We start from the raw sequence: 15,378 nt of genomic DNA on the forward strand, positions 1-15,378 counted from the left end.
ATGCAGAGTCCTTTAATCCTGGTGTATTTCCAGCTTGTATCCAAAGCCGCGCACCGTCTTTATCAGATCTCCGGCTGCTCCCATCTTGGTGCGCAGGCGCGTTATGTGGGTGTCCACCGTTCTGCTGTCGTCGACGAAGTGGTAGCCCCATACGTCGCGTAACAGCGACTCCCGGCTCTGCACCCTGCCGATCCGCCGCGCCAGCGTCTGCAGGAGTTTGAACTCGGTTCCGGTGAAGGCGACCTCCCGGCCATTGACCGTCACCTGGTGACGCTCGACGTCGATGCTGAGCGGTCCGAGCTTCAGCGTTGACCGTGGCTCCGTTTCCCTGCGGCTGCGCCTGATCACCGCCTTTACGCGCAGCATAAGCTCCCGCGTAGAGAACGGCTTGACGACGTAGTCGTCCGCTCCCACCTCGAACCCGACCACCTTGTCGATCTCCTCTCCCTTGGCGGTAAGCATGATGACGGGAGTCTCGCAGGTTCTTTCCGACCTCTTGATGTTTTTGCAGACCTCCGTCCCTGGCATGCCGGGTATCATCAGATCCAGCAGGACGAGGTCGGGTTGGCAGTGGATGGCACTTGCGAGACCCTCGGCGCCGTCGTAGCTCACCTGGGTCTTGAAACCCTCTCTTTCCAGGTTGAAGGCAAGCAGGTCCGCGAGGTCCCGCTCATCCTCGATGATCAGTATCTTCTGCATGGCACTTCCTCTGTTCACATTAGCCGCAGCGCCCCACCTTCAGGCAGGGCGCTCCGTTCAGCACTCGATCTTGTGGTCTACTGTGCCACGTTGATGCTCTTGATGGTCTTCTCGACCTGGCTGGACCAGGTGTCGGGGAGCGGGGTGTAGTGCAGCGTGGATGTCATTTTCTCGGCCTTTTTCAACTGCCAGGTGAGGAAATCGACCAGTTTCCTCCCTTTGACCGGGTCCTTCTGGTCGCGGTACACCAAAAGCCAGGTGAGCCCGACGATGGGATAGGCGTCCTTGCCGGGCTGGTTCACCAGCGACAGGCGGTAGTCCGGTTCGGCGCCAACCTTCACCTTGACGCCCTTCATCCCCTGCACGGCGGCCGCCCTGGTGGAAAGCATGGTCGGCTTGACGAACCTGCCGGCCCTGTTCCTGAGAGCGGCTGTGTCCAGGTCGTTTTCCAACGCGTAGGCGATCTCCACGTAGCCGATACTGTACGGGACCTCCCTGATCTTCTTGACCAACGCGCTGCTCCCTTTCGCCCCTGTTCCCGCCGGCCAGGCGACGGACGTTCCCCTGCCGACCGTGCTCGCCCAGGATGGGTCCACCGAGCTCAGGTAGTCGGAGAATATGCTGGTGGTCCCGCTTGCGTCGGAGCGATGCACCACGATGATCTCTTTGCCTGGCAGCCTGAGCTGTCGGTTCTCCCTGGCGATAAGAGGGTCGTTCCACCTGGTGATCCTGCCCAGGTAGATCCCCGCGAGGGCGTGCGGCGTCAGCTTGAGCCCGGTGGCGACGCCGGGGATGTAGTAGGTGACGGCGACGGCGCCCATGACAGTTGGGATGTGCAGCAACTGGCCAGGTGCATCCTTCAGTTCCTGGTCCGAGAGAAACTTGTCCGAGGCGCCGAAGTCGACCTCGCGGGCGAGGATCTTTCTGATCCCCTCGCCGCTCCCCTGTGCCTCGTAGCTGAAACTGACGCCCGGGTCTTCGGCCTGGTAGTCCCTGAACCACTTGCTGTAGAGGGGGTGCGGGAAGGTTGCGCCGGCACCGGTGAGCGTCGTTTCCGCCTGGGCAGAACCGGATAGCGCCGAGAAGGTCAGGGCAACGACGAGGATGCCCTCAAGCATTCTTTTCAACATGTTCTGCTGTCTCCTTGATGTTTCGCGTCATATCGACCCTGTTCAGTATCATGGTTAGCAGCCGAGCCCGGCCTGCCTTTGTGGTGCGCCCCTCCTTGTCGGTCTCTCATGCCCGTACGTCGCAAAGCTTTTGTGGCACGCGGCACAGCACACTTCATTCTCCCTGGCTCTCACCCAAGGGGTCACGTTCTTGGTGTCGCACCAGTCGCAGTACCAGATATAGCTGTCTCCTACCGCCATGAGCTCCATCATCGATCTCCTTTTCTTTCTCTCTTTTTTGGTGCCCAGGGTAGCGCGCTCATGTTGCAGTCGTGTTGCAATCAGGTGAAATGAAAACGAAGAATGGGTGTTCTGCCGGTGCTGTTTCGCATGTTGATAAAGTGGCCGGCACTGTGGATTCGTTTCCGCGATGTAACATGACTGCCTCGGGACAACCGTCGCCCGGATGGGGGGCGTGACCTGTAACAGGTTGGAATCATGAGCCGCAGGAGAAGAGGGGGGCGAACTGTCGGCGGTGGGCAAGGATCGGCCGTTTTAAATTGTGACAATGCGGCCCGCGTGGATAACCCAAGCGGCGCGCCTGGCGATTGACAGGGAATTTCCCTTTGGGGATAATTCGTAAACCGGCCGAAGCGGACGGGGACGTTTTCAGAGCAGTGGGAGGATGCCATGCGCGAACGTGACTACTACGATTACGATGAAGAAGATCCCTGGGAAGGGGTGCGACTCTCAAAGGTAGCGATCCGGGCGCGGGCGACTCTCATCTTTTATACCGCGCTGGTTAGTGCGCCCTACGTCGCCCTTGTGGCACTGGGAGGTTACCTCAGCGGCCTGATGTCCCACGAGGTACTGGGAGTCACCTGTTACAACGCCATGATTTCAATCATCTTCTTCTTCGACACCCTGAGAAACGCGGCGCACGACTGCTTCGAGAGGGCCCAGGCGGAGGGGTTGGTGACCTGCAGGGAAGGTATCCCGATCATCGACCCGAGCTACCCGCACCGTCGCCTGGCCAGGCTCGCCTTCGCCATCCGTGGGCGCGTGGTGCGCGTAGTGCAGAAGTGATCGAGAGGAGGGGAGTACGGAAACACAAAAAGGCCGGTCGTAGAGACTGGCCTTTTTGATTTGGGGACGGCGACAAGATTATTTACCCGAGGACTTCTCGATCTCCCTTCCTCCGCTTTGCAGGTCTTCGCCAACCCCCTTGACGGTGTGGCAGCCAGCGAGGATCCCGATGCAGGTCAGAGCAAGGAAAGCAACAGCAGCAATTTTGCGTTTCATGGTCATTCTCCTTTTTTGGGTTGCCCAGCGATCTCGGACGTTTGCTGGTTTCCGTTAATGTTGCATGATACCCGATGCTGGAGGATTTAGCAAAGGAGCGGGCGCGGGATGTCGCGAGCGCGTAACTCGCCGCCGCATTTTTCCTTGCGATCCCAAGACCTTAGCTTGCCGTAGTCGCGGTTATCTTTAATAGGTGCCAGTTAAGCCCATGAAGACGGCAGTCAAGTGCGAGGCGGTGGCAGTCAAGCTCCTTGGAGACGCCTTCCGGACTTATGGCAGGCTGCATTTAAAAAAACGAGGTCGTAGTTAAGAAAAGTGAGACCGTTGTTAAGAAAAAGTAGGTCGTGTTTAATTTAAACATGGTCGTAGTTAATTGAAATGCACCAGCTCATTAATTACAGCTCCGTTTTTCAGGCCTGAAAAGGGTGGGACTTGACCAGGTGAAGACGTGCTTGCGGGAAAATGGGGGGTGAATAAGCGGAAGAGGGGGGCTTCGATTTAAAAAAAGGCGTGCATGGCATGAGTGAGCCCTCGCTTTTGGTTTTTGCAGACCTTCTTTTGTTTAAATACACCCCTACATTAGAAAAAGCATGCCCGCTTTATTTTAAAGCGACCCTTCCATTAGTAAATGCAGCTCTGGTGTTGCTTAGGGGGGGTGCGAAGAGGGGGAAGACGCGTGGGCCTGTTTAGCTGAGGGGCGAGCCACCAATAGGAAAACCCCGGTGGAGGCCAAAGCTCATGAGGAGAGGCGATCCGCCGGGGTACTTTGAGGTTTGAAGGGCGGTGAAAAGGTTGTGAGGGAAGAGACGACCGCTGAAACCGATTGCCTCTTAGGACGGAACCGCCTTCGGGGTCCTGCGGGCTTTCTTCCTGGTCTTATAGATGACGACGCCAGAATTTAACAGCGGCTTCATATCGCTTTCGTCGGCCAACACCGACAGGTACCGCATTATTTTGTGGATGCGCCCGTCAAGGTCCTGCCGTGCGGACTTCCGGGCCGCTATGTGCACCCGGTTTCCGGTGCGCCCCCCCTCGAACATTTCCTTGAACCAGTCGGCGCATTTCTGCAGAGTGCTCTGCGAGCCGAGTTTGTCTTCCCGCCAGCCGTTCTTGAAGATGTCCAGGGTGAACAGGACCGCGAAGAAGATGTTGATGTTCGCCAGGTACGCCGCATCGGGGCCGCTTGATTTGAACTTGAGCTCGTCCATGACTTACCTCCGTATGTTGGTGTTGTTGCCCTTCAACCCGGAGGCTTTTCAGCCAGTGTGCCAAGTCGTTCAAATTTGCAAAGTGAACTATCATGTGCGCGCTCTAACTCATATTTTGTTTTTCTACCCCGCTCCACTTGAAAACTGATTTCACCCTCTCCTGTACTTCGTCCGCACACCTCTCCACCGGAATGCACGGCAACCGCCTTTAAATATTGGTAGTTGCTAATTTTGAACAGGCGCTCAAAACTTGAACGCACCGTGAGGGGGGCTGCGGTGCGGCGCAGCAAAAAAGCCGGGCCCAAGCAATGCATCTGCGCAATGCCCGGGCCCGGCTTGGTACGGATCTATTTTATTTTGTTGTATGCATGCGGCAACATGGCTTGAGCCGCATCAGCCGCCTCAGCGACGCTGGTAATGACGCCCGGCGCCGGGGTCGCCAAGGATGTAGCCGGTCAGCGCGCCGGCCGCGCCCCCAAGTATCGCTCCTACTGCAGGGCTCCCGCCGGAAAGTCCACCGATCAAGGCCCCGCCGCCGGCGCCTATCGCGCCTCCGCTAAGCGTGCTTTGTTGCTGGCGCGACATCCCCACACATCCAAAGCTTAGCGCTGCCAGCAGCACGACTGCCAGATATCTTAAAGCTCTCATGCGCTGCCTCCTTGCCAGGCCTACGGTCCGCCTGGACCGGCGAAGGGCCGGTCGGCGATGCCTAATTTCAACTTCGGTTTGACGATCTGCGTCCAGATCACCCGCATGACCGGGATGTCACGATCGTCGGGATTGTTGCGATAGTAGCTGTCGATGTCCTGAATGATGGTTTCCATCGGGACTCCGCGAAGTCCTTCGGCCAGCTTTGCTACGAATCCCTGCCTTTTCAGCTCGGGGTGGCGTTGTATAACATTTTCCTCGATGGTCACCACGTGTCCGATCCCCCAGATGAAGGTGATCTTTGCGTCAGGCTGAAGGGCTTGCCACGTTTCACCGGTGAGCACAGGCATCTCCTTCAACTCCTTGGTGAGGTCGCCCGTTGGGTTGTCGTCAGCCGCAAGCGCGGGTCTCATGCCGGAAAGACTTGCGACGACCGATAGGACACAGCAAAAACGAAGTAATGTCTTAGCTAAGTTCATGTCCCACCTCCACTCTCGTTGATGCGTTCCAAGGGTTCATTATATCAAAGCTGCACTTTGGTAATCACGGAAATAAACTCGGGTAATCGGCTATTCCTCTCACAAAGCCCTGTTTTATTGCATGTTGCGGTATATACTTTCAAATACGGAAATGACCTCCATCCAAAGGAAAGCCCCATGAAGCAACCATCCTGGCGCACGGTTGTCTACATAATTTCAATTTTCATGCTGTTTAACATCTTTTACAGCTACATGCTGCGCGAAGCCGGACAGACAGCCCAGATCAGCTACAGCCGCTTCCGTGCCGAGCTGGCCGGCAATAACCTGAAGACGGTGAGCTTCAAGGGGACCGGCGTGCGCGGGGAATTCCTCCGCAAGATCAAAGTCGTGGAAATGGTGCAAGGTAAAGAGGTCGCTCGGGAGGTGGGCACGTTCACGACGACGATGCCTGCTGTAGCTGATCCGGGGCTGCTTGGCGAGCTTGCCTCCCACAACGTGGAGATCAGTGCCGTTTCCACTGAGTCGTCGCTGCTCGTTACGTTTCTCGTCTCCATGCTGCCCTGGATACTCATCATCGGGGTCTGGGTGTATTTTTCCCGCAATGTCAGCAAGCAAATGGGGACGGGAGGGATGTTCGGCGGCTTCGCCAAGTCAGGGGCACGGATGTACGGCGTCGGGGAAAAGGTCGATGTCACGTTTGACGACGTCGCCGGCATGGAAAACAATAAGATCGAGTTGAAGGAGGTTGTTGATTACCTGAAAAATCCGGAGCAGTTCCGCCAGATTGGCGGAAAGGTACCCAAAGGGATCCTGCTGGTAGGCCCACCCGGTACCGGCAAGACTCTGCTGGCGCGGGCGGTGGCCGGCGAGGCGGGGGTCAATTTCTTCACCATTTCAGCCTCCCAGTTCATCGAGATGTTTGTCGGGGTCGGCGCGAGCCGGGTAAGGGACCTGTTCGCGAACGCCAAGAAAGGTGCGCCAAGTATCATCTTCATCGACGAGATCGATGCCGTGGGTCGCAGCCGCGGCACGGGCCTTGGGGGCGGACACGACGAGCGGGAGCAGACACTGAACCAGCTCCTCTCGGAGATGGACGGTTTTGACCGGCACGAGGAAGTGATCGTGCTGGCGGCCACCAACCGTCCGGACGTGCTTGATCCTGCGCTGCTGCGCCCCGGCCGCTTCGACCGGCACGTGGTGATTGAGCGCCCCGACTGGCGGGACCGGGAAAAAATCCTCAAGGTACATGCGCGCAAGATCACGATGGCCGAGGGGGTCGACTTCTCAGTCATCGCCAAAGGGACCCCGGGGATGACCGGTGCAGATTTGGAAAACCTGGTGAACGAAGCGGCGATCCTGGCCTCGCGGGAGAAGGCATCCGCCGTCACCATGGCGCATCTCGAGCAGGCCAAGGACAAGCTCCTGATGGGTGGTGAACGGAAGATGGTGATAACCGAAAATGAGAAACGGATCACAGCCTACCACGAGTCGGGGCATACTCTGCTTGCCAAGCTCCTTCCGGGGACCGATCCAATTCACAAGGTCACCATAATACCTCACGGGGTCGCCTTGGGGGTCACCCAGCAGCTTCCGGAGGATGACCGCTATTATTACCCGCGAAGCTATCTGGAAAACCGCATTTGCGTGATTCTGGGGGGGAGAGCCGCCGAACGACTCGTCTTCGGTGAAGTCTCCACAGGTGCGCAGAATGACCTTAAGATGGTGACCGATCTTGCGGAAAAAATGGTTTGCCAGTGGGGGATGAGCGAGAAAATCGGGCCCGTGACCTTTACCCGTGGCGAAGAGCATCCCTTTTTGGGACGAAAGCTCGCAGAAGAGAAGGGCTTCTCGGAGGCGATGGCCTGGAAGATAGATCAGGAGATCACCGCGATCATCCGTCATAGCGAAGAGCTTGCCGACAGGGTTTTGTCTGAGAACAGGCCAGGACTGGACGCCCTGGCGGCGGCTTTACAGGAAGAAGAAACGCTGGATGGGGCACGGGTTGACGAGATTTTGCAACGGATGGGCAGTAATAACAGCTAGAATGGGGCTGATTCCCAGGAAAAGACGGGAGGATGCGTACGCCTTGGAAACAACAAAGGGGTTGCGGCTAAAAGCCGTAACCCCTTGTTTTAATGGCGGAGAGATAGGGATTCGAACCCTAGGTACCTTTCGGTACACCTGATTTCGAGTCAAGTGACGTGTTCTTTCAGTACCCACCAGCTTGTTCCATTGCCTGCCTTTTTATCTATATTTCAATTGACATAATAAATATATAGCCGTAATTTTATTTCAATGGGGTGCATGCCGTTTCATCCTAACCACGCTGTTAGAGGTTGCATGAGGGGTTGCATGAAGTCATGCAACCTCAACAGGGGGGCAAGATGTTCACCGACAAACTAATCAAAGGGCTGAAGCCGGGACCAGCAAAATACTACCGGCGGGAAGGTGAGGGCTTCACTATCCGTGTGATGCCGACCGGTGCTAAAACTTGGCTGTTCATCTACACCTTTGACGCGAAGCGGAGAGAGCTGAACCTTGGGAGTTACCCGGACGTGTCACTTGCCACAGCCAGAGAACGGCATGCAGCAGCAAAGAAACTGCTGAACAACGGGGCTGACCCCGGTGCGGTAGATCGGGAAGCCAAGATTGAGCGCACCCGCACGCCCTTTATTGCTGATTTCGTGGATGAGTACGTCAACCGATATGCCAAGGAGCATAATCGGAGCTGGAGGGAGATCGAGCGGGCCTTGAAGGCTGAAATTGTACCCAAGTGGGGGAAGCGGAAGATCATCGATATAAAGCGCCGTGATCTGGTGGTTATCCTTGACGAGATAGCCGACAGGGGAGCGCCGGTGATGGCGAACAGAGTGCTGGCCTACACACGCAAGATGTTCAGCTATGCCGTGAAGCGTGACGTTTTGGAAGCTAACCCCTTCATGGGGATGGAACGCCCGGCAAAGGAGGTGGGACGCGAGCGGGCACTTTCTGTAACGGAGATAAAGAAGCTTTGGGAGAACCTGGAAACAGCCAAGATGAGCTATAGCATACGCCGCGCCTTGAAGCTTATTCTTGTGACAGCACAGCGCCCCGGTGAAGTGGTCGGGATGCACCGGTGGGAAATCGAGGGAAATTGGTGGACGATCCCTGCCGAGCGATCCAAAAATAAACAGGCTCACCGAGTGTTTCTTACCCCTCTGGCGCTTGAACTGATTGGTGACAAGGAAGGGCACATCTTCGAATCGCCGACAGCCTCAGGCAAGTCGTATGAAGTTCGCACCATGACCCACGATATCAAGGCGAATCTACCCCATACGCCGGGAAGCAAGGTTGAAGACCGGCTGAAGATCGCACACTTTACTCCGCACGACCTACGGCGCACCGCTGCAACCTGCATGGCGGAAATGGGCATCCCCGGCGATATCCTCGATCGCGTACAGAACCACATCGCTAAACAGAAACAGGGCGTGGGTCATATCCACAACCGCTATTCCTATGACAAGGAAAAGCAACAAGCCCTTGAAGCCTGGGAGCGGAAGCTTAACAGCATCATCACCGGTTCCGCCGACGCAAAGGTGTTACCCATGAGTCGCAAGGCTGTCTCGGTAGGCTGAAAAACCTATTTCCCCAAAGACCAATACAGTGACTAAAGTGTCTAAAGGGATGATGAGCGCCTAAGGTGAAAGAGTGAGGCATTCGGTTCGGACAGTGAGTTCAAACGACCTTTGAACATGCGTCACTTGCAATCTAAGTTGCACCAGCGGAGGAATTGACGATCTGCTGGCTGCCCTAATGATAATCGGGAGGGGGAAGGTGTCCAAAAAGCCAGACATGCCGCTGAACAAATATCTGGAACAGCTACGGTCTTATCGTTTTGAGTTCCTGAAGTTTGACGACGAATTTATATCCTGGAGTGAGCGGCACTACCCAGCTAGTTGCTGTAGTGACGAGTTAAAACGTTTATTGGTGATTTCAGGGTTTGACAGACTATTGCCACGAAAAAATGACGTTTACTGCGAGGCTTCTGAGCCACTAGAGTTCACTTTCAAGGTTCACAGGTACACAACATATGAAGAATTAAAAGAGGATTTGGAAGCATTTGCAAAATACGTTGAAAATGAAGTAAAAGAAAGCCTGATAAAAAATAACTACGCAATAAGACAAAGGGATTATATAAGGCATAAAAACGGAAAAATTAATTATTTTAGTGCCAATAACAATAATAGTCACTTTAGCAAATTTAAAATATGCTTACGTACGTTCGAATTATACAAAATATATAAAAATTATACTCAGGTGTGTAAAGAAATGATTTGCGAAGGAATGTATTCACCGATTGGAGAAGATTCGGCGTGTTCGAGAAGAGCATCAGTAGACTATAAAATGGCTGTCGAACTTATCCAATGTTCTCGAACTGAATGGTTTCCTTTCCCTGCTCCTACCACTGAAATCCTTGAAAAGATCAAGCAGGACACCCCGCGTTTTGTTGTACCTCTTCACGTCCAACAAGCCTTCCAGAGGCATATGCAGGACCCCATTAACCGAAAGAAAGCGCAAGAGGCACTGTCCATATTAAAAGAGCGGAATTCACGCGATAAGTAACCCCTCCTTTTGATTCCATTTCGGAAGATGTATCAAATTCCCCTTTAACATCTACAGGGGATACCTCGTTCTGTTATTCCTCGCTTTTCCCATCTCTGATAAAAGTGCCTCCATAATGTTTCATATTCACCCTATTGGAGGCATGCCATGTCCACCGAAACCCGCCGTATTTATCGTCTCAAAGAACTTCCCCGTGTAACCGGCCTCTCCCTCACCACCATCTGGAGGTTGCAGAAAACCGGCGACTTTCCTCCCCGCGTGCAGTTGTCCCCTGGGCGTGTCGGTTGTCTCGCGTCTGCGGTGGATACCTGGGTCGAATCGCGCAAGCAGGTGGCATAGGGGGGCGCGGTGGATAAACCTTTCTTCGTAAAACTTGTTACTGCTGAGTTTCTCCTTCAGGTCTTTCGAATACCGCCTGGGGAGCACGAGAACTGGTTGAGAGCCTTTGCAGACGATCTTGTTCAGGGCGAAGGCCGCACCGAGTATACGCGGTCGCTTATATCTGAGGCACAGGAGTATTCACGGAAAAAGTCGGAGAACGGGCGGAAGGGGGGGAGGCCGAAAGCTAAAAAAAGCTAAGGTCAAGCTGAGAAAAGCTAAGGTTTTTCCAGATTTGAAATAAAAAACCTCAGGATAGGCCCGGGAAAGCCATTAACATTAACAGTAGCAGTAGCATGTAACCTTGCCAGTAATTACACCTGCTTACCTGGAACTGTTTTTTACGGAGTAAGAGGAAGGGGGAGGCACAATGAAAGATCAGGTTTTATCAATATCGACGGTTAGGTGGTTCGAGGACACCCGGCCTATCCTGCGCCATGTCACCTGGGGAGAGTTTGTTGACTTTTGCCGCGTCCCTGTCATCCGAGGAGCATTACCGCTCGACATCTATCTGACTGCAGAGAAGAGCGTCAAGGATCGCCAGAAGGATGGAACAGCGATTGTCGCAGGGCGCTTCAGGAGGTCCGGCACTCGGCGGCAGAGTGACCTCGAAGCCCTTTCAATGGTGACGCTAGACTTGGACGATGGCCATTATTACTTCGATGGACTCTGTGAAGCTCTCGAAGGTTTCGAGGCGGTAATATTCACCAGCTATTCGAATTCGGCAGAAAGGCCGAAGTTGCGCGCTTACCTTCCGCTCGCCGGAGACCTTACTTGCGATATTAAGGCGACTCTTGGACGAATCATTGACTATTTCGATGAGCGTGTGGGGCACCTGGACAGCGCATCTAGGCGGCCAGGGCAGCTCTTCTACTCCCCGGCGTGCCCGCCCGGTGGCGAAAAGTTGTATAGGGTCCGTCACAGCACCGGCGTTACCCTTGACCCTGCTGACTTTTTTACGCCCTCGATGAACGACGCACCAAAGATGCTCGAAAGTACGGTATCCAAACGACCGGCCCTAAGTAGGAAACCCGGTGATGTTTACAATGCACGGGCGTCATGGGCGGATTTGCTGGAGCCTCTCGGATGGAGTCCTTTCTTCCGCAACCACTGGACAAGGCCGGGCAAGCAGCGTGGAATATCCGGTAGTGTCTTGGCCGCGGGCTTTTACGTTCACAGCAGTGCACCTGAGACGGCACCTTTCCAGTGTGGGAAATGTTACAGCCCTTTCGGTGCATATGCCTTGATACACCACAGCGGCGACCACTCAGCAGCAGCAAAAGAGCTGAGAAGACTCGCGGTAGCCTCATGAACGAGTGACTGAACGATCATGGCCCAGAAAAATAACACCGGGAGGGTGCAAAATGCTTAATAGCAACAAGCCGAGAAAAGAGACTGGTGCGTCGCGTGACGTTCACAAGAATACGCCGACGCAGGGTCAGATCTCCCCTAAGAAGGCAAAAAAGCTCGCCCAGCCGAATGCGGAAAGCCTTGATAATGACTGGCGCCGTGAATTGGAGGAAGCCCTTGATGGGCTCAATTCTCAGCAGACAAGATTCGTAATGGAGTACGTCAAGCAATGCAAAGCAGCCCCTGCCTACCGTGCGGCATATGGTGACCATCTCTCCGAGGGAACCTGTGCCGTCAACGGGCACAAGCTGCTAAGAATTACTAAGGTTAGGCGGGCTATTCGGATGGTCTCCAATTCTGTTTTCCGGGAGTTCAAGACCGACCCTGATTTCATCCTCCAGGAACTTGCCAAGATGGCTTACCACGCCAACATGGACAACTTCATGGAAATTCAGGATGACGGTAACGCCGTGGTCGATCTTTCTCTGGTAGATAGACATATGGCGACGGCCATCAAAAAGCTGCATACCGAAGAGATTCTGCTGCCTCTGGGCTGCTACGGTGCCACCGAGGATGATGGAAAAGAGCCCCGCAGGGTGCGGAAGACCATCATAGAACTGGTGGACCGCCGCGCCGTGCTGATGGACCTAGCCAAACTCCACAAGATGTTTTCCGACAATTTCTCCCCCCGTGCGGAGACCGCCAAGATCATGCAGGAGCTGCGGGCCGGGGAGATCGACACCATGGAGGCTGCGTACCGCTTCACGGAACTGGGGCTACCGCTGCCCGAGGTCATCAAGATACAGCTCACCAAGGGCATCGGGGAGGGCGACGGCGAGGAAGAGAGGGGGCAGCTAACCGACGAAGAGCTTGACCAGCGGTTTCGTGAGGCAATGGCCAGCATCCAGGCCCAGCAGACCACCTTCCTCCCGGAGCGTCATAAGCAGGTACTGGCACTCAAGGAAGACCTTAAGGCGCAGGATAGCTTTGCCCAGTCGGCAGGATAAATAGAATCAACCATAATGCCAGGGGCGCCCCGATTTATCTCCGGGTGCCCCCCCCCTCAATGTGTTTCTCAGGTAATCGTCAAGAAAACTTGCTTTTGACCGTACCCAACACGTCATGAAGGACCGACAGGGACGATTCTACTTTGGCCACCTCTTCGGGGGACAACACGATTAACCCCCTATCCAAGAACAACTTAGCGAGGTTGATGGTCAATGCATTGGCGATCTTAGCCAATGAATCAAGGCTAGGATTCACTGCCCCTCTCTCGATCTCTCCAATAAACTTGTAGCTCAGCCCTGCCTGCTCGCCCAACTCCTCCTGGCTCCATCCTTTTGCGTGCCGCAAAGAACGGATATTTTCCCCCACAAGACGTCTTAGTGCTATTGGCGCTTTCATGTGGGAACTATACGTGCTTTACATCTGGCACTAAACCCACAGTATGTGCTAATATGTATTTAATTTAACACCAATACGTTTCATTGGTGTTGTACACACCTTTCTGTGTCCGTTCCGGGAGATGGCGACAAGTATGCGATAAATCCATCTAGATATGGTCTTTTAGTAATGGAACTGAAGCGAGGAGCCTGATGCTACCCTACGAGATTCTTCAATCAGAAATTGAAAACCTTCTTGAAAAGACTCGTCAATTCTCTCAAGGCGGCGAATCTGCGTCATTCTTTGAGACGCTGACTTTCATCAAGCAGAGCCGATACCTAGCCCCGTACAACGCCTTACTAGTAAAGCAGCAACGGTCGAGTGCGACCCTTGTCATCCCAGAGGAGCGTTGGCGTAGTAAATACGGTAGGAATCTGCGCCCCGGTGTTCAGCCGATAGTAATCATGAAAATCTTCGGTCCGGTCGAGTTCGTTTACGATATTAAGGATATTGAGGGGATAGAAGAGAATCCCATCCCCGGATATAAGCCTAACTTACCAACTGAAGAAATTTGCCGCGCGCTTTTTCCAACAGAAGGAGACCTCCGAGGAATAGAGGGGCTCTACGATGATGTGGTAAGGGCATGCCGTAGGCAACGACTACAACTTGAAGAATATCCTTTGGGGATAACCCTTTCTGGTCGTGTGCGGGTGAAGGATGCACGTTTTCTAACGCCAAGAAAAGGAATCAAAGCGGAGAACCGCCTAATCAACTACGTCCTGCAAGTGAACAGCACGCACCCCCTGGAAATACGCTTTGCTGCCTTGGTGCATGAACTGGCTCATATTTTCTGCGGTCACTTGGACGAATTCCAGGATGGGATTTTCAAGAGAAAGGAGCTTTCAGATCAGGAGTTAGAGGCAGAAGCCGTATCTTATCTTTTCTGCTATCGACACGGCTTCCGCCCCAAGTCTGAACAGTATCTGGCGAGTTACCTTATCGAAGGGCGGACTCCTTCTGTTGCAGGTTTCGGCCCCATAATTGACGCACTCAAGAAGATTGAGGACATGCTGAAGCCGGTTGAAGTGCAGGCTGTTCCGACAAAGTTCAGAATTTCGGTTGGTGGCTACACTGGTTCATCGTACTGCCTGGAGCTTCGGGACGAAGCCCTGATTTACGAGGAATGTGAGTGGGCCTATGAGCCAGTGCGGACAGTAGAAATAAAAGCTGCTTTTAAAGATTGGAGGCACTTTTGGCTGGAATGCCAGAAAGTGGGGCTTTGGAGTTGGCAGTCGAAGTACGAAGGGGTTGAACTTTGCGACGGAACAGACTGGGAAATTGAAATCATTTGGGACAATAGGGAGGTCTTTTCTTGCGGAACCAATGCCTTTCCTGGAGATGATGTCTTTACCGAAACAAGCGATTACCCGCCGCCATTTAAAAAGTTTTTAGGCGCTGTGCGTAAACTTGTCGGCGGATTACCCTTTACTTGACAGCATAGCTGGGATTGGAACTCTGATACTAACTCCAGTTCAACGACCGTTCAACGACCGTTCAACGACCGTTCAACGACCGTTCAACGACCGTTCAACTACCGTTCAACTACCGTTCAACTACTGTTCAACTACTGTTCAACTACCGTTCAACTACCGTTCAACGTTTATGGTACCTCACCCCTCCAAAGTTATGGTTTTTCTTGGACGCAATAGATGTAGTTTGGCGGTATAGGACAGATAGGGTCCCACTGAAATCAGTATTGTCCCCGAAGGGGGTGGTCTGATGGAAAGAGGTCCACCGGCTTGGTAACCCGCCGGGAAGGGAAGGGCAAGCTAAGCGGAATAAATGGTTTGTTCTTGTCAAGTTTCCTATCATAGATTATCTTCTGTTGCCAGACATTCACAATTAACCTCCGCAGAGCGTATCGGCATGGACACATTCGATAAATGGCTGACGATTGAAGAGCTGGCAACCTACCTGAAGTTGAGCCGGACCAAACTTTACGGGATGGCGCAACGCGGCGAGATTCCTGCGTCGAAAATCGGTACCCAATGGCGATTTGACCGCGAAGAGATTGATCAGTGGATGAAATCGCACTCAACCGCCAGGGGCGTCTCAAAGGTATAAAAGACGCCCTTGAAGCCAAATCATGCGACGGGACCGCCATTTTGCAAGGTTCTGCGCGCTATTGAAACTCGCAGCGGCAAAACTTAATTTCGAAAA

Annotated in this window: 16 protein-coding genes; 9 read left to right on the plus strand and 7 right to left on the minus strand. The window is 53.9% G+C overall.

The window, feature by feature from the left end; genetic code table 11:
• Positions 1-12: 12 nt before the first annotated feature.
• Both KOM00_RS03995 and pstS read right to left on the minus strand, forming a co-directional pair.
• Complete coding sequence (locus KOM00_RS03995; RefSeq protein WP_216497547.1) at positions 13-699, minus strand: response regulator transcription factor; 687 nt, start codon at positions 697-699, stop codon at positions 13-15.
• A 77-nt stretch (positions 700-776) separates the two neighbouring features.
• Positions 777-1,829, minus strand: a complete 1,053-nt coding sequence (gene pstS, locus KOM00_RS04000; RefSeq protein ID WP_216497548.1) for a phosphate ABC transporter substrate-binding protein PstS — start codon at positions 1,827-1,829, stop codon at positions 777-779.
• 669 nt (positions 1,830-2,498) lie between these two features.
• Here pstS and KOM00_RS04005 point away from each other — a divergent pair.
• Positions 2,499-2,894 (plus strand): hypothetical protein, encoded by a 396-nt coding sequence (locus KOM00_RS04005; RefSeq protein ID WP_216497549.1) that lies wholly within the window; start codon positions 2,499-2,501, stop codon positions 2,892-2,894.
• Positions 2,895-2,972: 78 nt separating this feature from the next.
• On the opposite strand, the gene KOM00_RS04010 is transcribed toward KOM00_RS04005, so the two are convergent.
• From KOM00_RS04010 to KOM00_RS04025, 4 genes are all read right to left on the minus strand, one after another.
• Entirely contained in the window at positions 2,973-3,110 is a 138-nt protein-coding gene (locus KOM00_RS04010; protein ID WP_216497550.1) for an entericidin A/B family lipoprotein, read from the minus strand.
• Positions 3,111-3,940: 830 nt separating this feature from the next.
• A complete protein-coding gene (locus KOM00_RS04015; protein ID WP_216497551.1) occupies positions 3,941-4,318 on the minus strand; it encodes a hypothetical protein in 378 nt (125 codons plus the stop codon).
• A 402-nt stretch (positions 4,319-4,720) separates the two neighbouring features.
• The gene (locus KOM00_RS04020) at positions 4,721-4,966 is read right to left on the minus strand and encodes a YMGG-like glycine zipper-containing protein (RefSeq protein WP_216497552.1); all 246 of its coding nucleotides are present in this window, start codon (positions 4,964-4,966) and stop codon (positions 4,721-4,723) included.
• Between the two features lie 20 nt (positions 4,967-4,986).
• Complete coding sequence (locus KOM00_RS04025; protein ID WP_216497553.1) at positions 4,987-5,445, minus strand: hypothetical protein; 459 nt, start codon at positions 5,443-5,445, stop codon at positions 4,987-4,989.
• A gap of 177 nt (positions 5,446-5,622) precedes the next feature.
• Between KOM00_RS04025 and ftsH the strand changes: the two genes are divergently transcribed.
• The 6 genes from ftsH to KOM00_RS04055 all read left to right on the plus strand — a co-directional run bounded on the left by ftsH (position 5,623) and on the right by KOM00_RS04055 (position 12,782).
• Entirely contained in the window at positions 5,623-7,488 is a 1,866-nt protein-coding gene (gene ftsH / locus KOM00_RS04030) for an ATP-dependent zinc metalloprotease FtsH (protein WP_216497554.1), read from the plus strand.
• Between the two features lie 341 nt (positions 7,489-7,829).
• Complete coding sequence (locus tag KOM00_RS04035) at positions 7,830-9,059, plus strand: tyrosine-type recombinase/integrase (RefSeq protein WP_236026738.1); 1,230 nt, start codon at positions 7,830-7,832, stop codon at positions 9,057-9,059.
• Positions 9,060-9,258: 199 nt separating this feature from the next.
• Positions 9,259-10,047, plus strand: coding sequence for a hypothetical protein (locus KOM00_RS04040; protein WP_216497556.1), 789 nt, complete (start codon positions 9,259-9,261; stop codon positions 10,045-10,047).
• Between the two features lie 147 nt (positions 10,048-10,194).
• A complete protein-coding gene (locus tag KOM00_RS04045; RefSeq protein ID WP_216497557.1) occupies positions 10,195-10,386 on the plus strand; it encodes a helix-turn-helix transcriptional regulator in 192 nt (63 codons plus the stop codon).
• A 409-nt stretch (positions 10,387-10,795) separates the two neighbouring features.
• The gene (locus KOM00_RS04050) at positions 10,796-11,737 is read left to right on the plus strand and encodes a hypothetical protein (protein WP_216497558.1); all 942 of its coding nucleotides are present in this window, start codon (positions 10,796-10,798) and stop codon (positions 11,735-11,737) included.
• 52 nt (positions 11,738-11,789) lie between these two features.
• Positions 11,790-12,782: a terminase small subunit gene (locus tag KOM00_RS04055; protein ID WP_216497559.1), complete on the plus strand. Its 993-nt coding sequence runs from the start codon at positions 11,790-11,792 to the stop codon at positions 12,780-12,782.
• Between the two features lie 79 nt (positions 12,783-12,861).
• On the opposite strand, the gene KOM00_RS04060 is transcribed toward KOM00_RS04055, so the two are convergent.
• Entirely contained in the window at positions 12,862-13,179 is a 318-nt protein-coding gene (locus KOM00_RS04060; RefSeq protein ID WP_268898976.1) for a helix-turn-helix domain-containing protein, read from the minus strand.
• 191 nt (positions 13,180-13,370) lie between these two features.
• On the opposite strand from KOM00_RS04060, the gene KOM00_RS04065 reads away from it, so the two are divergent.
• Complete coding sequence (locus KOM00_RS04065) at positions 13,371-14,651, plus strand: hypothetical protein (RefSeq protein WP_216497561.1); 1,281 nt, start codon at positions 13,371-13,373, stop codon at positions 14,649-14,651.
• A gap of 433 nt (positions 14,652-15,084) precedes the next feature.
• On the plus strand, positions 15,085-15,282 hold the full coding sequence (locus KOM00_RS04070; RefSeq protein WP_216497562.1) for a helix-turn-helix domain-containing protein: 198 nt from the start codon (positions 15,085-15,087) through the stop codon (positions 15,280-15,282).
• Positions 15,283-15,378 lie beyond the last annotated feature (96 nt).

It is taken from the genome of Geomonas diazotrophica, from assembly GCF_018919385.1.
GTDB classification, from domain to species: Bacteria; Desulfobacterota; Desulfuromonadia; order Geobacterales; family Geobacteraceae; genus Geomonas; species Geomonas diazotrophica.